General features: G+C 43.2%; 16 protein-coding genes. 3 read left to right on the forward strand and 13 right to left on the reverse strand.

Annotation, left to right across the window (positions count from 1 at the left end; genetic code table 11):
- Nucleotides 1-14: 14 nt before the first annotated feature.
- The 3 genes from galU to O9H85_RS29670 all read right to left on the reverse strand — a co-directional run bounded on the left by galU (nucleotide 15) and on the right by O9H85_RS29670 (nucleotide 2507).
- Nucleotides 15-905: a UTP--glucose-1-phosphate uridylyltransferase GalU gene (gene galU, locus O9H85_RS29660; protein WP_269885017.1), complete on the reverse strand. Its 891-nt coding sequence runs from the start codon at nucleotides 903-905 to the stop codon at nucleotides 15-17.
- Between the two features lie 230 nt (nucleotides 906-1135).
- Nucleotides 1136-1771: a CpsD/CapB family tyrosine-protein kinase gene (locus O9H85_RS29665; RefSeq protein WP_269885018.1), complete on the reverse strand. Its 636-nt coding sequence runs from the start codon at nucleotides 1769-1771 to the stop codon at nucleotides 1136-1138.
- Nucleotides 1752-2507, reverse strand: coding sequence for a YveK family protein (locus tag O9H85_RS29670; RefSeq protein ID WP_269885019.1), 756 nt, complete (start codon nucleotides 2505-2507; stop codon nucleotides 1752-1754). The genes O9H85_RS29665 and O9H85_RS29670 overlap by 20 nt, the downstream gene beginning before the upstream one ends.
- A gap of 304 nt (nucleotides 2508-2811) precedes the next feature.
- Between O9H85_RS29670 and O9H85_RS29675 the strand changes: the two genes are divergently transcribed.
- Nucleotides 2812-2976, forward strand: a complete 165-nt coding sequence (locus O9H85_RS29675; RefSeq protein WP_269885020.1) for a hypothetical protein — start codon at nucleotides 2812-2814, stop codon at nucleotides 2974-2976.
- Nucleotides 2977-3091: 115 nt separating this feature from the next.
- On the opposite strand, the gene O9H85_RS29680 is transcribed toward O9H85_RS29675, so the two are convergent.
- The 5 genes from O9H85_RS29680 to O9H85_RS29700 form a co-directional block, all read right to left on the reverse strand.
- Nucleotides 3092-4828, reverse strand: a complete 1737-nt coding sequence (locus O9H85_RS29680) for an ABC transporter ATP-binding protein (protein ID WP_269885021.1) — start codon at nucleotides 4826-4828, stop codon at nucleotides 3092-3094.
- 62 nt (nucleotides 4829-4890) lie between these two features.
- Entirely contained in the window at nucleotides 4891-5373 is a 483-nt protein-coding gene (locus O9H85_RS29685) for a signal peptidase I (protein ID WP_269885022.1), read from the reverse strand.
- Entirely contained in the window at nucleotides 5363-5632 is a 270-nt protein-coding gene (locus O9H85_RS29690) for a PqqD family protein (protein WP_269885023.1), read from the reverse strand. The genes O9H85_RS29685 and O9H85_RS29690 overlap by 11 nt, the downstream gene beginning before the upstream one ends.
- Nucleotides 5629-6429, reverse strand: a complete 801-nt coding sequence (locus tag O9H85_RS29695) for a hypothetical protein (RefSeq protein WP_269885024.1) — start codon at nucleotides 6427-6429, stop codon at nucleotides 5629-5631. The genes O9H85_RS29690 and O9H85_RS29695 overlap by 4 nt, the downstream gene beginning before the upstream one ends.
- A gap of 27 nt (nucleotides 6430-6456) precedes the next feature.
- Complete coding sequence (locus O9H85_RS29700; protein WP_269885025.1) at nucleotides 6457-7416, reverse strand: nucleotidyltransferase family protein; 960 nt, start codon at nucleotides 7414-7416, stop codon at nucleotides 6457-6459.
- Between the two features lie 121 nt (nucleotides 7417-7537).
- Between O9H85_RS29700 and O9H85_RS29705 the strand changes: the two genes are divergently transcribed.
- Nucleotides 7538-10447: a PA14 domain-containing protein gene (locus O9H85_RS29705; RefSeq protein WP_269885026.1), complete on the forward strand. Its 2910-nt coding sequence runs from the start codon at nucleotides 7538-7540 to the stop codon at nucleotides 10445-10447.
- Nucleotides 10448-10650: 203 nt separating this feature from the next.
- Nucleotides 10651-11736: a glycosyltransferase gene (locus tag O9H85_RS29710; RefSeq protein WP_269885027.1), complete on the forward strand. Its 1086-nt coding sequence runs from the start codon at nucleotides 10651-10653 to the stop codon at nucleotides 11734-11736.
- Nucleotides 11737-11922: 186 nt separating this feature from the next.
- Here the strand turns inward: O9H85_RS29710 and O9H85_RS29715 are convergent, their stop codons facing one another.
- The 5 genes from O9H85_RS29715 to O9H85_RS29730 form a co-directional block, all read right to left on the reverse strand.
- On the reverse strand, nucleotides 11923-15312 hold the full coding sequence (locus O9H85_RS29715; protein ID WP_269885028.1) for a PA14 domain-containing protein: 3390 nt from the start codon (nucleotides 15310-15312) through the stop codon (nucleotides 11923-11925).
- A gap of 431 nt (nucleotides 15313-15743) precedes the next feature.
- Nucleotides 15744-16175, reverse strand: coding sequence for a VanZ family protein (locus tag O9H85_RS37965; protein ID WP_409348222.1), 432 nt, complete (start codon nucleotides 16173-16175; stop codon nucleotides 15744-15746).
- 185 nt (nucleotides 16176-16360) lie between these two features.
- Nucleotides 16361-17329 (reverse strand): GDP-mannose 4,6-dehydratase, encoded by a 969-nt coding sequence (locus tag O9H85_RS29720; protein WP_269885029.1) that lies wholly within the window; start codon nucleotides 17327-17329, stop codon nucleotides 16361-16363.
- A gap of 13 nt (nucleotides 17330-17342) precedes the next feature.
- The gene (gene gmd, locus O9H85_RS29725) at nucleotides 17343-18350 is read right to left on the reverse strand and encodes a GDP-mannose 4,6-dehydratase (RefSeq protein WP_269885030.1); all 1008 of its coding nucleotides are present in this window, start codon (nucleotides 18348-18350) and stop codon (nucleotides 17343-17345) included.
- Between the two features lie 135 nt (nucleotides 18351-18485).
- On the reverse strand, nucleotides 18486-19772 hold the full coding sequence (locus O9H85_RS29730) for a hypothetical protein (RefSeq protein WP_269885031.1): 1287 nt from the start codon (nucleotides 19770-19772) through the stop codon (nucleotides 18486-18488).
- Between the last annotated feature and the right edge of the window lie 92 nt (nucleotides 19773-19864).

Here is a 19864-nt window from a genome sequence, read left to right on the forward strand (position 1 = left end):
CCATCAAACTCCTTCTAACCGATGACATTCGGAAGGGAATTTTTCTCGAGCATGGTCTCAATCGCATGGATGAGCGGGCCGCGAAGCTCTGGATTGCGCAAAGCGAAGTCGAGCGTAGTCAGGATGAAGCCCAGCTTCTCTCCCACATCGTAGCGGATGCCCTGGAAATGATAAGCGAAGACGTGCTGTATTCCATTTAGTTTTTGAATGGCATCCGTCAACTGGATTTCTCCGCCCGCCCCTTCCTCTTGAAGATCAAGGAACTGGAAGATCTCCGGCGTAAGCACATAGCGCCCCATGATGGCCAAATTGGATGGGGCTTTACCCGGCTGCGGTTTTTCAACAAAATTTTTAACCTGATATAAGCCTCCCACCTTGGTCAAAGGGTCTATGATCCCATAACGCTGAGTCTCATTATCGGAAACCGGCTGCACGCCGATGACCGAAGCTCCCGTATTCTCAAACTGATGAATAAGCTGCTTCAGGCAAGGCGTTTCGGATTGAACGATATCGTCTCCGAGCAGTACGGCGAACGGCTCGTCCCCGATAAACCTTCTGGCACACCAAACGGCATGCCCAAGACCTCTCGCTTCCTTTTGACGTATGTAATGAATGTCTACTTTGGATGAGCGCCGGACTTCTTCAAGCAGTTTGATTTTTCCTTTTTCAGCGAGATTGGTTTCGAGCTCAAATGCATGATCGAAGTGATCCTCAATCGCCCGTTTGCCTTTGCCGGTTACGATGATGATATCCTCAATCCCGGACTCGACAGCTTCCTCAACAATGTACTGAATCGTCGGCTTGTCAATAATCGGCAGCATCTCTTTAGGCATCGCCTTAGTCGCAGGCAAGAACCGCGTTCCAAGTCCCGCAGCAGGAATAATCGCCTTTCTTACTTTTTTCATTCGGTTCCCTCCATCGTATTTATAAATAAAACACCTAACTCCGCTGTCTTATATGCCGATATAAAACAGCATAGGTAGATTTTTTATGTGTAAAGGGGCATCTAACCCCGCCTCACGCCACACCCTTGACAATCGTGTCTAAGGTCTTTTGACAACCCACAGCATGGCCGAGTGCCTACAGTGATAAAGGTTCAGTAGACATAACCTTAGGCTGAAACCGCCTTGATGATTTAGGAACTCTTTCTAACGACTTTGTTCAGAACCGTGCCCAATAGCCGGGCCTCCGCGTGAACAAGCTCTTCCTTTAGCTTCAAAGCCGCCGCCGGCTTTACTTTTCCGTATTCCAACACAAGCAGGACGCCGTCGCATTTTGAAGCGGCAATCTTTGCATCTATGTGCTGCAGTGCAGGCGGCGTATCCATAATAATCAGATCAAAGCTTTGCTTCAATTCCGCCATAAGCGAATCCATTTCAACGGAAGACAAGAGCTCCGAGGGATTCATAGGCGAAGTTCCCGCGGGAATGTACATCAGGTTGGAATATCCAGAGTCTTTCACCAGCTCGCCGTAAGGGGTCCGTTTGGCCAAATAAGTACTTAACCCGGTTTGATTGGAGTCCCGGAACCAAGAATGAAGCGAAGGATTTCGAAGGTTCGCATCCAGGACAACGACTTTCTTGCCTGCTTTGGCATATAAGACGGCGAGGTTAAGGCAGCAGGTCGTCCGGCCCTCGCCTTGGCCTGCCGAGAGAATGGCCAAGCTTTGAATACCGCTTTTTTTAATAGAAAAGTCCAGATTGACTTTGAGCTCGACATACGTTTCTTCTACCTGCGGAAGCTTATCAAAATTATCCTTCCATGTTGGCATAACGGCCCTCACCTGCCTGCTTTTGGGATGAAATGTTTTTGAACGGCGTGATCTGTTTCTTTTTCATTTTGGGTATGGAGGCAAGAACCTGAACTCCAAGCAATCGCTGAACCTCTTCTTCCGATTTGAACGTATCGTCAAGATATTCCAGCAGGAAGGCGATACCTATGGCGAACAACAGGGCGACAGCGGCGCTGATGACGATATATTGATTGGATCTTTGATTGATCGCCTGCGGAGCGTCATCCAGGCTCGCCGAGTGCAGGATCGTCACATTATTCACTTTCATAATTTTGGGAATTTCGCTTTGGAATACCGAGGAGACGGCATTGACGATTTTCGTAGCTCTTTCATAGGAGTAGTCAACCACCGTAATCGTCATGACTTGCGTATTATTTACGGATTGAACGTTGATCATGCTGCTGAGGATTTCGGGACTCAGCCCCAGCTCGGGATACCGCTGAACTACTTTATCGAGAATGGCCGGCGTTCTAATGATTTCTTTATAAGTATTAATTAATTGAATATTAATCCCCATGGCAGAGAAATCCATTTGCTGCTGCCCCATTTGCTCGACTTCCACGGTCTTATTGACGATAAACTTCGTTGAGGCCTGGTATAGAGGGGTAAAAAACTTGTAGCTGTAAAAAGCCGTCGTCAGCGTCGCTATAACAACACACAGGATAATAAGCAAAACTCTTTTCTTAATGATCAAAAAATACTGTTTGAGCTCCATAATCAACCTCCGTATTATACTCCTTAAATTGATTTACACCGTCGCCTTAGATACATATCGTATCAAATCTACACCCCTAACTCTATGATACAATTTGTATCTTGTCAATTGTTTTTTTTCATAATTTCCCGAATTAAATCGGATGTATTCCGTTTCGACATACAGCACTGATACAATATGGAACTAAAATTTTATTTAGGATGTAGCAGTCCAAACCTACTAGACACTAGAGTATCCATCGATTATAATATGACTGTGATACAATTCGTATCTATATCATTTTACTATTGAGGAGGTGAAAAATATGCAGAAAAAGCTCTATTCCAAGCCTGTAGTTATGAATCATGAGCTAATCTCGTTTGAAACGCTGCTGTCTTGCAAACCTCCTAACATTCCAGGTCAACGTCTGGACAACGGCAACCACGTCTGTTTAAAACCAGGCGGCACCGGTTGGTTCGAGTCCAAGTAATGCATCATCGGGAAAGAGCGGGGACGACTTCGTCCCTGCTCTTTTTTTATTAACAAAATAAAATGCAGCCTTCCTAAAATAAGGATTCAGCTGCATTTTTTTGTTTATGCGTTTGTCAACCCGATTTGTTCATTTCCAACTCGTCTCGTTCTTTACTGTATTGAATTTGATAAAGCCGCGCATATAGCCCCTTCTTGCTCAACAGTTCATGGTGAGTCCCTTGTTCGATCACTCGTCCCTTGTCAACAACCGCGATCAAATCGGCATGGTGAATGGTCGATAACCGGTGAGCGATCACAATGGTAGTCCGTTCCTTCATAAGTCTGTCCAGCGCCTCTTGGACCTGATGCTCCGTTTCACTGTCCAAAGCCGATGTCGCCTCATCCAATAACAGGATGGGCGCATCCTTCAAGATCGCTCTGGCAATGGCAAGCCTCTGCTTTTGTCCTCCGGATAGTCGAACCCCGCGTTCTCCGATTTCCGTATCGTATCCATTCGGCAGCGACATGATAAATTCATGGGCGTTCGCCTCTTTAGCCGCGCGAATCAGCTCCAGCTCGCTAGCCCCGTCTTTGCCGTAAGCTATATTTTGCCTGATTGTCCCGTCGAACAAATAAGTTTCTTGGGGAACATAAGCCGTGCAGCCGCGAAGCTGAGAGCTGGAAAGAAGATGAATCGGCTGATCGTCAAATAAAATCGTTCCGGTCTGGGGCTTGTAAAAGCCCATCAAGAGATTGAACAGTGTACTCTTCCCCGCTCCGCTCGGTCCGACCAAAGCCACTACCTTCCCTGCCGGGATCATGAGATTAAAGCGGTCCAATGCATTGGTTTGTCCTTCATAACTGAACCGTATATCTTTCATTTCGATGGATCCCTTAAACTCGGGCAACGGTTCGCCGGAAGGGAGAGTACGGGTTTCGGGAGGCTCGTTAAACACCTCCTGCACCCTTTCCATGGCGGCTACGGAGCGCTGAAAGGCTCCCCACATGCCGGCTAATCCCGTCAATGGATAAACAAGATGCTGAACAAGATTGATAAAGGCCAACAGATCTCCTACGGACATGGAGTCTTCCATCAGGTAATGGCCGCCCACTCCCAGACATACAAAGAAGGATAAAGCGCCGGCAGAACCCGCTCCCGCCTGAAACCACCCTCTCAGCTTCGCAAGGGTGAATTCCAGAGACATTAGCCCTCCATTGATGGTCTCGTATTGTTTATAAATCTTTTTTTCCATTGTAAACGATCGGATAACGGTGTACCCTGCGAAGCTATCGTTTAAGAAGCTGTTCAGCTTGCCGAGCGATTCCTGGACAACCTTGCTGTAACGACGCAGCAGCTTTCCGAATACTAACCCCGAGAGCGCTGCGATCGGGCCAAGCGCAAGGCATATGACGGTTAGCTTCCCGTTAATTTGGAACAAATAAATAAAGGCGCTCAGAGCCATTATCGGAAGCCGGATTACGTTCAGCATGTTGCTTCCGATAGCGCCGTCAATGCCGTTAGCATCGTTCGTGAGCCGCGATACCATCTCTCCGGAGTGATGGCTGCCATAATATTTGGCCGGCAGCCGCATCATATGGTGAAACAAGGCATTTTTTAAATCGGTGCGTACCTTGACCACCGCTGCGGCTTCGAGATAAGTGCTGAAGTAGCTAATGAGGCTGCTCAATACCGTAAATAAAACGCCGTACATCAGCATGGTTCGAACTTCGCTGACGTTTCGCCGGATAGCCGCGTCAATCATATGCTGCAGGAACCAAGTAAAGAAAAAGGTTAATCCGATGCTGCTGAACAACAAAAGGAATAACCAGAAGTAGGTTTCCCAGTATTTCAGAACATAGGGCATAATCATGGCAAGGGGCTTCCGAATATCCCCGACTTCCAAGAAGCGTTTCCATTTGGATGCTGCTATTTTCAAGAGGCCCATAGGCTATTTTTCATTCCCTTCAATTTTCTGGAGACTCTTAGAAAGGAGTGAACGGATAAAGAAATAAGAGGAAGGCGAATGACGAGCCTCCCCCAAAGTTTCAGCCGCGGGCTGGAAGTGATCATCGTGCCGGAAGGCTTACGGATGGAAACCATTTTGCCGATAATGCTTTCTTCCGGCACCGGTGCGTCAGGATGTAAATTGGAATCCCCTTTGCATATGACCATCCATTGATCGTTCATCCATTTCCTCTCCAGATATCGGTGTCCAACCAAAATACCGGTATCGGCTTGAAACAAGATAATATCCCCTCTTTGCAGTTCTATGGGATGAACGGGTTCAAACCGGCAAATATTGCCCGTTCGGATCAAAGGAAGCATGCTCACGCCATGCGAAGGGATTTCGATGTAGCCTTTATTGTTCAGGATTTCCTTAAGAGCCCGTGAAGTTACCCCCGCCTTAGCTTGCATATTCTATCAGCCCTAATTGAGAAAGTTGATCCAGGAACGCCTCCACATCCCTTTCCGCTTCCTCAGCCGTGATTTCATAATGGCTCTGCAGTTCAAGAGCAAGCGACCCTACGGTTTTGGGCTCTTTCAGAAGAGACCAACATAATCCGCCGACTTCATTCAGCTTCGTCACCGTATACTGCTCGGCATTTAGAATCAGCCACTCCTCGTCCATTTCGAGCGCTTCCACATTCATACTGCGTTTATATAACATGTTCATGAGATTTCCTCCCAAAAAGTATCGTTCTTCTGAAAAAACAGCTCATATACAGGTACCCGCTCGGCCAAAAGCTTGCACATCCGGAAAACTTTCTTGGTTTCCTCCGGGTCATGAGCCCAATAGAAAATCCGCTGCAGCACCTGTTGGATCCCTTCCATGCCGCCCATTCGATGCCTTCGGTTATCCAGCGATTGACGCAGGATTTGTATAGCGGTTAATGGATAGGTGCCTGGAATATCGGGCAAATCCGTGTCGCTGCGGAAAGGCGAATTGTAAATTACAATTTCCTCTTCGGATATTTTTACGATCGTCGCCTCATCCGACAGCACCGGACGAGGCTGCGATAATTGGACTACGGTAGATTTACCGGCTCCCGAATGCCCGGCGAACAAATATGCCCTGTCTTGTTCCAGCAAACAGGAGGAATGAATAAGAAGCCCCCACATCTTTTGAGTAATATAGGCACTGTATAAGTTGACCATCGCATGTTTTAAAGCAAAATCATCGTGAACAAAAATGTTGACGTTGCGGTAATCCGCATCCGCTTCAATGAGATAATCCGTCCGCTTATATACGGTAGTCTTCCCGGTCACGGTTACTTCCACATCGTAATCTTCAAAAGGAGCGCCGTAGCCCTCTCGGATATGCACAACGATATCCGCCTCATTAGACAAAGGCTCAGTTAATGGAACCGCGCCATATTTTTGACAGATGAACTCTTCTACAAATGCGGAATCCGTTTCCGTTTCAAGTACCAATAAATGCTCGGCAATACGCGTTACAAAGCTGGCCCTCATGCTCATCCACCCTCATCTTCTATCTAGTTAATAAGCCCTTCGAAGCGACTTCATTTGGTGCTTTAAAGTATCAAAAATTAAATGCTTGAAGAAAAATTTATAAATGAAGTACTCTTTTTTCCGGATTCCCAGTTTGGCATCCCTAATGACAGCATAATTCCAGTGCATGTCAATAACCTCGAAAGGCAACGGGTTATACTCATATAAATGAGGAAATTGCTGGTATACAATCGAAAGAACCGCTTGAATTCTTTTATAGGTTTTGTCGTAGGCCGCCTGCTCCATCAATTCCTTATAGTCCAGCCGATGGCCAAGACGATGTATCATTTGCACGATATCGATCAAGTACCGAACGGAATCCAATTGATGTCTTGCTCCATGCAAGCAAATAAAATAAAACGTATGAAGATCCGACAACCGCTTGATATGCCGGTAATCGCCCAGAGGCTCCGCTTTGTGCCAGAAAGGCTCCACATGAAGATCGGACCAGTGCATTTTATCCAGTGTCCAATGCAGCTCCACCATCAACCCGTCCTTATTGTGAAGCCGGGCATGATGATCCTTGATAATTTCAAATTCATAACCGAGCTCCTGGATGCATACAATGGCTTGATCCAACCGGGCTTTGGGCACAAGCAAATCGATGTCACTGCTAACCCTGGCGGCAAAATGCCCGAAGTAGCGTTCGGCAAAATGAATTCCTTTTAATGGAATCGCCTCTAAACCTTCCGCCTCGAATTTGTTTATTGTTTCCTGCTCCTTATGCCTCATAAAAAGGTTTTGATGCGAACCTCTCGCGTATTTCTGCTTTAGTTTTTCGACAAAAGATTCGGGCAATAGTCCGATATTCCTCTCGCTTATTAAATGATAAACTTGGGAGAAGAGGGAGAATATCTCAATATCTTTTAGGATATCCTCGTATTGAGAGTTCTTAATTGAGAGAGGAGTTTTGGAATCATACAGAGACTGGAGTAAAGGGATAACCATGTTGCCCTCCGATAATTTTGATACAATTCGTATCGCGTATTACTTCCACTTTAGTATACAAATTGTATCATGTCAATATCCATGTCGGCTTTCTTTACAAAAAAATATGGAGGAAATAGGAATGAAACTTAAAGTACTTAAAATAGTACGTCACCTCATAACTCCCGTTCTCTTAGTTAGCATTTCTTGTTCAGGAATAATGAAAACCAGCGATTCTCGGCACGTATTGGCAGCTTCCGCTTCTAATGCTAGCTCTTCAACAAGCGATAAAATGAAAAAAATTGGAACTTGGGACGGAGTAACGGAAAAAGTGACCCTCGAAACTCCTTATATTGATCCGGCTCAACAAGAAGTTAATTTTGGGATGAGATCGTTTTACCATGTTCCTTGGCGCGGCTATATGGACACTTGGGATTCCAGCCGATTCCTGAACGAGCTCGGCATGGGTATGAATTCCATTTATGCAAACGAAGCCGATGCAACGATGCAAGTACTATCGGAAGCAGGAATCACCCATGGGCGAACCGAAATGGGCTGGGGATTATTTTCCTATGATGACGAAACGAAATTTAGAGATCCGAAAAATCAGAGGAACCTTGAAGCCATATTAGCGGCTTACAAAAAATATAATGTTCGACCGCTCATTCTACTAAATGCGCACTCTTCAGCACCAGTGCCAAATAAAACCATTCCTATTCGATTAAAGAAAGAAGCAAATGCGGGGGATCGGCAAATATTCGTTGAAAATACAGCCGGAATCATACCGGGCTATACCGGATTGACCGGACAAGCCGTACGCGCAGCTATGTTTCCGGTTTTTACGGCGGTTGACTCGGAGTCGGGAGCGATCACTTTATCTGCGCCGCTTGAAAAACCAATAAAAGACAGCATAGATGTAAATGCCGTAATATTTAAATATCAGCCATTCCAAGGCATACAATTTTCAGACGGCAAGCCGAATCCTGCCGGCATGGAAACCGTAAACGGATGGATTAAATACGTTGAGACGGTCAGTGAATTTGTTCGTACGCAGCTCGGAACGGAAGGTAAAGCGGATGCCGGCTTCGATCTCGAAGTATGGAATGAATATACTTTCGCAAGCGAGTTTTTAAACTCCGATAATTATTACAACCCGAAGCTTAGTTTCTCCAAACCCCTTTCTTACACAGAGGGCGGGCAAACCGTAACGGGATCTGAAGCCATATTAGGTTATACCTCTAAATTCATTTATAATCATCAAGAGCGTTTCCCCGGCGTAAATGTGATCAGCGGTTTTTCAAACCAGAGACCCTGGGAAACCGGATCGGGCATATGGTCTGGGCAAGCAGGATTTAGTAAACATTTATACACAGGCTATGAGTCCGGTCCTATTTCTCCGGAATCCAAATTGCTTAACTTCCCGGTCGATGCCCTCAATCAGCCTGATAACTCAGGATTTTCGCCCGTTTTATACCGGTCGTTTCCGGAATATTGGTATTACTATTACCAAACGGAAAGCTTAGTGCGAGATTCGACCCCCTACCCTAATGCTTACACTGTACACTCTCGCTTCTCTTCCCCGGGAGAGGGAAGGAATTTTCAATTGTGGGAGAGTGAAACGAACTGGAACCGTGCCTTGCTTTCCGATGAATTAACAAAGACAACTGGGCTGAAAGCTAATGATCCTTCGATCACAAACCTGCTTCATCAAATCGGTGCAAAAGCTCTTCTTAGAATGTATACGTTTTTCAGCAGCAAGGGAGTTAATACCATTACCGTATATAATGCCAAAGAAAATGACAGCTCTTATGCCGTAATTCCAAATTCCTTTTTCACTAAACTTCAGCAAAACAAATACCAATTGTCGGATGAAGTGCGTAAAGAAATAGGTCCTCAGCTTAATGTCATCAAGAATATTGTAAACTTGATGAAAACGGGAAAGAAAATAGAAAATCCAAGGCCTCTTGGCGTGGATAAACTGGTTGAATATAAACCGCAATTGGTATTTGAGGGCGATGGAACACCAGAGCATCCAAGCCGCTTTAATCGGGATGACTTCGCAGTGCTTCCTTATCAGCTTGACGATAACAAGTTTGCTATCGGATATTACGTGGTGACAAAAAATTTAGCGCAAGTATACGACCAAAGCAAGTCCGTTACCGATCCATCGAGGTATCAAATGCCGGACCAAACTTTTGATCTGAGCTTAACCAATATTCGCGGTAAGAATGCCAAGGTTTATTCTTATGACCCTGTGACGGATACAACCACTTCCGTTGCTGCACTAGAGGAAGGCGTTACGAGCTTATCCGTTAAATTGCAAAGCACAGACTACCCGAGATTTCTAATTGTAGAGGAAGACCAGTCGGGGCCGGCAATCAATCAAGCAACCATTGGGAAAATATCGTCTGGAGGCGTACTATCTTTTACTTCCAACATCGATGCGACAGCAACGGTAAGCTGGGGACCTTATCCGCTTAGGACAACCGGAACATTCAACTTAGAGGAATGGAACGACGATCTGTTCAATAGCTATAACGGAGTAGCCCAGGTCGAACAAATCAATCATGACAAATCGCTGCCTGCCCGAAAAGGTTCTTGGAGATGGACCGGTACGATAACTCCGAAATACTCAGAGAAATATTTGTTTATGGCGAATACGGACGGTGCAATTAACGGATTGTGGATCGATGATCAGCTCGTCATGGATAAAAACCAAACAACAGGGTACATTGAATTGCGGGAAGGGGAAACCTACAATCTAAAGCTTGATTATGCTAACCCTTATGCCACGCCGCATTCCATGTCGCTTTATTGGTCCAGCCCGAGTCAACAAAAAAATCTGGTTGCACCAACGGAAGATGGAAAGCATAAGACGACGTTACAGGTTAAAAAAGATCAAATCGTTTCAATTCCTCTTGATGGGATGACAACAGGCGATGGCGTGAAGCTAGAGCTTACATCGGACGATGGGTTATATAATGCTTTTCCAAGATGGGATAACGATACAAGAGGTGTGATTTATAATAATACTCTAAGGTATACCCAATAATGCCGGGGTAAAAGAGTATAACCCTTTTTATACTAAGTAAATAACCCGGAGGAAGATACTTCAAAAATAAGTATCTTCCTCCGGGTATTTTTTTGTACATAAAAAATAAAATAATATTTAGAAACAAAATGTATCATTTTACATTGGTTTTATTTTATATTAAATGAGAAGAAGGAATAAAATATTTTTTTAAGGAGATTCGAATGAGAGTTCTATTATTAAGCATATCGCCTAATCAATCCGGTAACAGACAACGTACTGATTATTTAGCTGATGCACTTCGAATGATGGGACACGAGACACATATTGTTAGATGGAAAGCTTGGAGACAATTGACTGAGAAAAACGAACATGCCTCGGATGATTTAACAATCCAGATTCTTCCAACATTCGCCAGATTAATGTCATCAAAAACCCCCATTTGGAATCAAACACTTGCTTGGCATAAGATTAAAGAAATCGTTCGTAAACTTAAAATTGATGTTATTTTTTGCCCAAACAACTGGTATGTAATAGGATACCCTCCCCAACAGTTTGAAGTTCCCATAATAATCGATTATTTCGATTTATTAAATGATGAAATGGAAAAAAAATATCTACTTAACGGACGAACCGTTCTATGTACTTCCATGGAATTGCAACAAAGAGCCCTAAGATGGACTCCTAATGCTCATTGGATTCCTACACCAATTGATGTTTCCAAGTTTAACTATTCAAATAACCAAGCAAAGCAATTAATTGGAATATCACCTAATACCATTGTGATAAGTCTAATTGGTTTAACTGCATCGCCGAAACTTTACTTTATTGATGCAATTGACCAAATTCAACTAACAAATGTTAAATGTTTACTTATAGGTGACGGAGAATTATTTGAACCAATCAAAAAGAAAATATCAGAAGTAAATCATCCTGAACGATTTGAAATGTTAGGGAAAATATCCTATTTCGATGTCCCCAAATATTTCTGTGCATCGGATATAGGTATGTATCCAGGTGATGATGAAGATTACTATCATTGTGCTTGTCCGATTAAAGTGCTTGAATATACAGCTGCCGGAGCGCAAGTCATTTCAAATGACTTAAGAGAGCTTAGGAACTGGAGCTTTCCCAATGTGCATTTAGCTAAACCCACCCCAGACGATTTCTGTATGTCGATAGAAAAAGCTATAGTTACACACGGAAAATTAGGAGACTTAAATAAATTTTCACTAAAAGCGGTTACTTCACAATTGGATGAAGTCTTATATTCTGTCATTAAAAAAAGCCCTGTCATTAACGGATTATAAACCAATAAGGAACATTAGGCAAAAGCGACCCCATCGCCATCCGGATTGAGTTTTGTCCTTGGCGATGGGATACCACAACAACAATGGTTCTATTAAGTACTTCTCTGATGATGTAAAATTTTCATGACTTTTTCAGAGTGCACCCCATTCCCCTTTCACCGTAGCACCTATGGTCATTGACTAAACCTACAATACCGGATGGATTACAACGTTATCCAGATCATAGCCCACGGCATGAGAGCAGAAACCATGACATGTACCGTTGGATAGATTAGCTGTGCTAGTTATTGTCTTGACAATAACGCCATTTACGTAGAGAGTGATGGATGGCCCCTTTGCTACGATTCTTAATACATCCCCGTCTTTAGGTACAACCGTAGTCGGTGCAATTACTTTGAAGTCTGACCAGATCGCATAGGTTCCGGTAGTCGCATCTTTAACCACCATGTTGTAATGCCCGATGCTAAAGTTCAGGCCACGGAATACCAAACCCGTCATGTTGCCTTGCTTAACTACCTTAACTGAAATGTCTACATCCGAAGGATTAGCGGTCTTTCCATTAAGGTCCGTATACAGGAAGTCCAAGGTGTGCTTGCTCAGGGTAAGATGAACTCCGTTATTACCCAAATCAAAGATGCCGTCAGCGTTGTTGATCTTCCAAGTAATCCCCCCTACCGAACTGGTGCCGATCATACCGCTTCCGGTCGATGTTCGATTGAAATCGTCCGCCACTAAAAGCGTAACTGGATTAGCTGCAAGAGGAACAGCCGGGTCGGCATAATAGGAAGGAAGAGCCCCCTTGTAGTCATAAGACCACATGGGGAACTTGCTCCTCACAACTCCATCGGTATAGCTCAGTTTAACCCCATCGCCGTCCCGCAACCCTGCGATTTCATACCATGTGGTTTGGTCTTTATATACATTGAGAGTTACTTTATTTGCAGGCAATCCCGTATCCGAAGAGACTAGAGGCTCCTTCTCCTGGCTATCGCTGTACCAGTAAATCGAAACGGCATTTCTTTCGTTGTATGCCGATGTAGATTCAAACAACAAGTCGTATTCGACCCCTGCTTGCAGAGCAATCTGGTTGTTCCAGTCGAATGAACCTATTTTAAGAAGCTGTACATTGTTAATATAAAGATTAACATTCGGTGTATCGGCATACATACTAAAATTGTAAACTTCGCTGTATTTCGGCTTAATTTTCCCGGTGATTCTCGTTTGGCTTCCCTTAGCCAATGGGTGCAAACCACCTCTGTCCATAAAGTCAATTGTATCAATGTAGTCTATCGCAGTCGGAGCTTTAGTACGCCAGTTTGCATCATAATGATCCCAGAATTCTCGCTTAAACTTCGAGGTCTGCCGAACCGGATACCGCCCCCAAGTAACGTCCACAGTACCCGTAAAGTTAGGCACGAAACTGATAGCCCCGCCGCTTGCCGTCTTGTCTAGGGTGAACCCTGAGATTTGAGGACCTGCTGCCGCTTCCTCGATATTCAGGAACCGTGGGTAATCGGTAACCTCCAAATTTACCTTCATGGAATTAGCCGTAGAGGAAACAATCGTCACCGGAACCGACGTATTAGTAATCGGGTCATAAACCGATACGATGGCTTTAAATGGGTTAATGTTCTCAAGAGTTAAGTCAAACATCTGAGGAGGCATATCGTAAGCTGTTGGGTCAAGATCATCCTTGGTCCCAACCCACTTAAAGCAGGTATCCTGCGTCATGACATAGTACGGAATCGTGAACTTCTTCTCGGTAATTTGGAAAGGCAGGACCACGAAGTTGTCTCGGTTATACATATCAGGATGTCTATCCGTCCCATCACCCTTGAATACTAAACGAGGTTTATATTCCACCACTTCGGCAACCTTAAGCTTGCGGGGATTCTCAAGGATCACCGAATTGTTAAACATCGTTATCGCATTCTTAAGCGACCTGAGCTGTTCTCCCGCAATAACTCGCGCCGTATCCGTAAGGACGTAGTTATCGCTTTTAAGCTGATTGAAAAAGGCAGTTCGTATGACCGCAAAGCTTACGTCCGTCTCTTTAGCGTTATAGATGATATTCGTGGCTAACCCCTTATGGTTTTGAAACAGAAGCATCCGAAGGAACGTCTTAGCCGCGATATGGAAACGGAGGTCGCCCAATCTTGAATCAGTGCTGGAAATTCCTTTTTGGTTAGCCAACGTTTGCGTATAGTTGTTCGTGAGGAAGTTGTTTTCGCTTTGCCACACCTCAGAATAGATCCCGTCAAAGTTGGAAAAACGGTAGTGGTCTTTGAAACCGCTAGGGAAAGGAACTACATCATTGGTTATGGTTTCAGTTACATAGAAAGTATAGTTATGCTCTGGAAGGGCGGCCGTAAAGTAAGGAACGAAAGAGCTTGGGGTATTGCCTTGAGCATCTACCGTAACGTTAGGACTGTATTTCCAGTCAGACGCTAATCCGTTCCATTGAGATTTCGTAGTATCGTAGGCCGGATAGTAATGTCGGCTCAGTCCGTCGACCCCTTTGTGAATCCATCGCCCGTTCGGAAATGGGGTTTGGTTAGCGAATCCGTTAATGACCTTCGTTCCGGGATATCCAGTAACCGGGTCTTTTACAATATCCGCCGTCATAGCCAGAAGACTTTGATACCCGAATACCACTTCACCGGATTTCGAGGTATACATATAGTCACTGCCGCTTTGGTAGATCGTCGGTGCGGGGTTATAGTAGTTGCCAATGCCGAGGAAGGAGCTGCCAAAAGTCATCTCGTTCCAGACCTCTACATCGAACCCGCCTACTCCACACTGAGCCGCAGCTAAATTGCAAACGATTTTCACATACTTAGCCCACCCGGCAATCGACTCGTCGCTCGCAGGATTAACCGTACCGTTCGCAAAGTATTTCGGGGAGAAAGGTTGATACTTTAGTTTCGTAAGGTTATAAGCCCCGACCGGGATTGCGATATTCAGTGGAACGGAAAGCTGAGCGATACCCGTTGTAGAATCCAGGGAGGTAATCAGAGGAAATGCATTTGCTCCGCTTTGACCGCTTAATCCGGTATAGTTGACTATAATTCCCGTAAGCTTGGCGGGATCTAACTTAATCTGTCTATCCCCTACCGCCGCGGCAACCGTCAAAGCCGTAGGTACAAGTTTCATCGGGCATGGGCCGCCATGGTAAGAGCTAAGCAATATGAGCGGACGCAAACCATACTGTTTAAAGAGTGCTAAAGTGCTTTTAATTTCAGCCTGTTTTAAGGCGTTAACCCCAACGATTGTCTCGTCATCGTATTGGAGAATCCCCCAACCGATTTCATACCGGGTATGGGTCAAACCGGACTCAACAAGTAATTGAATGGTCGGCTCGATCTCCTTGTCATAGATGGAGTTAAACATTACGCCAATACCATTCTTGAACTTAATTCCCAATTGGGTATCCATGTAGGCCCGCCAACCCGCCTTATAGAAGGAGCCTCCTCCAAAAGGTACCTCCATTTGCGTACGATCTTCATATGGCCTTTCCAATCTAGCGCTTTTGGTAACTCCATCCCATGTTCCTATCAAATCTCTTGGTGTTGTCATATAAATTTCCCCCATAAATTTTTTTTTCCATTGCGCGAATGGTATTGTATATATGTAAATAGGTACTCTTTACGAGTATTTATTTATATATATGCAAATAAAATAATTATGAAAGAGATACTCGTACCACTCCCAAAATGAACGGTTAAACCAATTAGAAAATATGGAATTTATATGTAGGGGAACTGAGCTACTGGCCCGGAGAGATGGATATCGTAGCTCTTTTGATGGGGATCATACTCGTATTAATAGAAGTAAGGCAGTGCAACGGTACGGCAAGCTCGGTATGCCAGAGGGGATATTGATGGCGAAAGAAGAGGCAATCTTAGCCTCCCTCGAAGAAATTAAATAATTTCACTTTCATAACTGTTACCTATGACAATAAACAGCCAGCACCGTTTGAAAATTTCGAGGCAACTTTTGCTGATAATTCATCTCTTGCCCAAATTTAGCTCCTTACTAATGATCTTAATTGTCTTGTGTAATTTACTGGCATAATAAGAAATTAAGATTCCTACAGAATCAATTACAACGTCATAGATTCTTCCATCCCGGTTAAAAAATAACTGTAAAATTTCCGTTAATAATGCCAACGTAATAGTAAGCAAAGCTGCGTAGGTTCTTTTTCTTGTCCACCAAAAGAGGAGAAAATCCATGATTGCAAATCCTATGACGTGCCCTAATTTAACGATGATCCAATATGGGTGAACCAAATTATAATCCAAATAAATAAACAGATCTCTATACTTTGGATGGGGATTGATGATAAATAATATTTTATCATTAAGAAGAGCGTGCAAACTGATGTTGCATGTGAAAATAAACAGGACAAGAGCCCATAAAATAACTGCAAATAGACGAATTTCAACCCCCTCCTACTTTTTTCTATTTACAATTTTTCACTAGATATCCTATGAAGATCCCACTTTTCGAGCACCAAATGGCGAAATAAGGTGAATTACGCTAGTGTTTGTGTCGCCATAAGCGCATTCGCTATCCAATCACCATTCAGATAAAAGATCTTGGTAAAAAAGCAGCCGATAAAAGGCTAATGCCGATTATCGACTGTAACATACGTTAACTCGCTATTTTTGTTTCTCCACCAAATGAGTGTTTCCTTCAAACCCTCATAGAAATCAGTTCTCGGCTTCCATCCGGTTTGTAACTCTAGCAATCTCGAGGAACCGACAAATAAAGGGACTTCGGATGGCCTCCACTTCTCGGTATCTGTAACGATTTCAATAGGAGTGTTGGACAGTTCCAATAGGTGATCCAGAATGTCTTGAATCCTTCTTGGCGTTCCGGAACATACGTTATACATACCGTTGGGCAAGGGCTTCTCGACGATCGAAACATAAGCATCGATAATATCTGCACAATAAGTAAAATCCCTTTGTGCCGATAAGTCCCCGACTTTAAGTATGGGGGAAATCAAGCCTTTTTCAATCTTAACGATTTGAGAGGCAAAGTCGCTTATAACAAAACCTTCTTCTTGACCTGGGCCGAAATGGTTAAATGGTCTCAAGTGAATCGCTTGAAGCCGATGCTTTTTAGCCAGCTGGATAACAAGCTGACCGGCGGCATACTTACTTACGGCATACGGATTTTGCGGAAGACAAGCGGCTTCTTCAGTGAGCGGCTTGCCATCCTTTCCCGCTAACCCATATTCCTCACTCGAGCCAACGTTGATAAACCTCGAGTCAGGGCAAACTTCTAACATCGCCTGCATAAGGTGAATCGTTCCCAAAGTATTAGCGGAGATCGTCGCTGACGGATCCTGCCACGATTTCATGACTTTCGATTGCGCTGCCATGTGGAACAAAATGTCTGGCTGTGTGAGTTCAATAAATTGCTTAATTAAAGAGTAATCGGTAAGGGGAAGACTAGACAGACTTCCGATGTGTGGATCCTCTCGACTTGTTAAAGCAGTAGCGATAACCTCGTGATTCCTACTTCTCAGCTCGGCAACAAGATGCTTGCCTACGAATCCTCCAGCTCCGGTGACCAGCACTCTCATAAGAAACGACTCCTTAAGCTCCTAAAATAATCGCAGGAGCGATACCTTCTTGAGTTTCTTTTCCGACGCGCTGCAAGTCAGCCTCCACCATCATGTGAATCAGTTGTTCCAAACTCGTTTCAATTTCCCAGCCTAACTGCCTTTTGGCTTTCGACGGATCTCCCAATAAGATATCCACTTCCGCCGGTCTGTAAAACTGAGGATCAATGACTACAAAATCTTCATAATTCAAACCGACATAATTAAAAGCAATTTTACACATATCTCTTACCGTTGTAGTTTTACCGGTTGCCACCACGTAATCATCCGGAGAATCCTGCTGCAGCATGAGCCACATCGCTTTCACATAATCACCTGCAAAGCCCCAATCTCTTTGGGCATCGATATTACCGAGACGAAGCTCGTTCTGCCTTCCTAATTTAATTCTCGCTACGGCATCGGTGACCTTCCGCGTTACAAATTCAATGCCTCTCAAAGGAGATTCATGGTTGAATAAAATACCGCTCGATGCGAAGATATTGAAACTTTCCCGGTAGTTAACCGTAATCCAATGGCCGTATAATTTGGCTACGCCATATGGGCTTCTAGGATAGAACGGTGTTTTCTCAGATTGCATGGGCTCCTGGATCAAGCCGAACATTTCGCTGGTTGAAGCTTGGTAGAACCGGATGGACGGATCGGTCAAGCGGATAGCTTCCAAAATATTTAATACACCGACGCCGGTAACGTTTGCTGTTGTGATAGGCTGATCCCAGGAAGTGCCGACGAAGCTTTGAGCAGCCAAGTTGTAGACTTCCTTCGGCTTTGCAACCTGCAATGCTCTGATGAGCGCAGAAGGGTCTGTCATGTCCCCCTCGAGCAGCTGCACTTCCCTTTCGATGCCAAGAAACTGGAGTCTCCACAAGGAGCTTGTGCTTCGTCTCGCAACGATTCCATAAACCTTATAACCCTTATCAAGCAACAGCTTAGCCAAATATGCTCCATCCTGTCCCGTAATCCCGGTAATCAATGCCGTTTTCATCGTCTTCACCTCATAATTTTTTGTAAGACACTTATAAGAATTCTATTAATACATTCACTAAGTACAAAATAATCATAACACAACTATGATACGAATTGTATCATTTTTTCATGTTTTTTACTGGTCTTAAGTACATTATTTAATCGCATACAAGTTATATGGGATCCCCTGAAAATAAATGGCTCTTTTGTATTCCATTTGAATACTATAGTTTTTCATGATTTCTTCCGGGCTATCTTTTAATGTTGTAATAAGGTAATCCGGTTTTATCAATGCTGATCGATAAATGAACTTTATTTCACCGAATTCATTGTATGGCACAAACAAGCTCTGATCGAGATAAGGAAAGAATACTGTTGGCGCAGCAATTTTTTTACCAGAAACTTCATTCTTAACTTGTTTAATAACTGCATCCTGCCAAAAGGCTTCTTTATGAATTTGGGATCTTAACATCGTATATTCTTTGGCTTGAGAATATTGATAAATACCTATATTCACAAAGAGCACAAGTAATACTAAATAATTTATTGAGTAAGTTTTATTATTGAAAGTTATTCTAGGGGAAGATTCCAGTACATAGGCAAATAGGATAGACACTGAGGGTATAGCGACAGAGAAATAGTAATGCCATTTAACAGGAAGTAAGAGAAGATATATTAAACTAATAAAAAATATGTATTTTATTATTTTCTCTAATTCACTTTTACTTTTAAAAAAGAGAGAAATTAAAGCTATAAGTATGAAGGGCACGACTAGCGGATATGCATTAAAGAGGTCAAAATATCTTTGGTATTCTCTATAAAACGGCAATTTATGAAAAGATGTATTAGCATTATACATATAGCCGTTGACGAAATCTTGTAATGTGCTATCCCAAGTTAACGAAACGTAAAATAAAATTAATCCTACGCAACCTACAGGAATCAATAACAACAAATATTTTAATTTGATTATTTTTCTATAATAAATAAGAGTAAATAAATTAATCAAAAATCCAAAAATTCCATTCGGATGCATTGAAAAAGAAATAAAATTAATGATCAGACTTAAAAAGTACACTTTCCCAATTTTTTTATCTTTAAATATTACTCCAGCATATATTGATAATATCGTGGAGAACATATACATTGATTCTGGCCGAAGAGATATACCATTGGCTCCATATAAACTCCAAAAAGTGAATAAGAAAAGGCCGCCTATGGAAGAAACGTAATTAAAATTAAGTTTCCTCATTATTAATTGTAGAAAAAATAGTGATAAAAGAGCTAAAGTCAGACTTGGCAATCGATAAATATAATAATGTTCGTATGAAGATAGTTGATTCAATTGACTTAATAAATAAAACCAAAATCTCCCGAAATCAAGAGGCTCATTATAGACTACATTGATGAATTGTTTTGTATCCAAATAGTTCTTGGACATAAGCAAATTCCATCCTTCATCAGGAGACCATTTGACGCTAAATATTCCAAAGACCAGAAATAAAACACAACACATTTTACTTAGTCTATTAA

Source organism: Paenibacillus gyeongsangnamensis, from assembly GCF_027533625.1.
Taxonomy (GTDB): domain Bacteria; phylum Bacillota; class Bacilli; order Paenibacillales; family NBRC-103111; genus Paenibacillus_G; species Paenibacillus_G gyeongsangnamensis.

Excerpts from the sequence above, each read along its gene's own strand:
- O9H85_RS29705 (WP_269885026.1), top strand. The coding sequence starts at position 7,538 with ATGAAACTTAAAGTACTTAAAATAGTACGTCACCTCATAACTCCCGTT.
- O9H85_RS29680 (WP_269885021.1), bottom strand. The coding sequence starts at position 4,828 with ATGATTATGCCCTATGTTCTGAAATACTGGGAAACCTACTTCTGGTTA.
- O9H85_RS29670 (WP_269885019.1), bottom strand. The coding sequence starts at position 2,507 with ATGGAGCTCAAACAGTATTTTTTGATCATTAAGAAAAGAGTTTTGCTT.
- O9H85_RS29700 (WP_269885025.1), bottom strand. The coding sequence starts at position 7,416 with ATGGTTATCCCTTTACTCCAGTCTCTGTATGATTCCAAAACTCCTCTC.
- O9H85_RS29685 (WP_269885022.1), bottom strand. The coding sequence starts at position 5,373 with ATGCAAGCTAAGGCGGGGGTAACTTCACGGGCTCTTAAGGAAATCCTG.
- O9H85_RS29710 (WP_269885027.1), top strand. The coding sequence starts at position 10,651 with ATGAGAGTTCTATTATTAAGCATATCGCCTAATCAATCCGGTAACAGA.
- O9H85_RS29665 (WP_269885018.1), bottom strand. The coding sequence starts at position 1,771 with ATGCCAACATGGAAGGATAATTTTGATAAGCTTCCGCAGGTAGAAGAA.
- O9H85_RS29730 (WP_269885031.1), bottom strand. The coding sequence starts at position 19,772 with ATGTCCAAGAACTATTTGGATACAAAACAATTCATCAATGTAGTCTAT.
- O9H85_RS29695 (WP_269885024.1), bottom strand. The coding sequence starts at position 6,429 with ATGAGGGCCAGCTTTGTAACGCGTATTGCCGAGCATTTATTGGTACTT.
- gmd (WP_269885030.1), bottom strand. The coding sequence starts at position 18,350 with ATGAAAACGGCATTGATTACCGGGATTACGGGACAGGATGGAGCATAT.
- O9H85_RS29715 (WP_269885028.1), bottom strand. The coding sequence starts at position 15,312 with ATGACAACACCAAGAGATTTGATAGGAACATGGGATGGAGTTACCAAA.
- O9H85_RS29720 (WP_269885029.1), bottom strand. The coding sequence starts at position 17,329 with ATGAGAGTGCTGGTCACCGGAGCTGGAGGATTCGTAGGCAAGCATCTT.
- O9H85_RS29690 (WP_269885023.1), bottom strand. The coding sequence starts at position 5,632 with ATGAACATGTTATATAAACGCAGTATGAATGTGGAAGCGCTCGAAATG.
- O9H85_RS29675 (WP_269885020.1), top strand. The coding sequence starts at position 2,812 with ATGCAGAAAAAGCTCTATTCCAAGCCTGTAGTTATGAATCATGAGCTA.
- galU (WP_269885017.1), bottom strand. The coding sequence starts at position 905 with ATGAAAAAAGTAAGAAAGGCGATTATTCCTGCTGCGGGACTTGGAACG.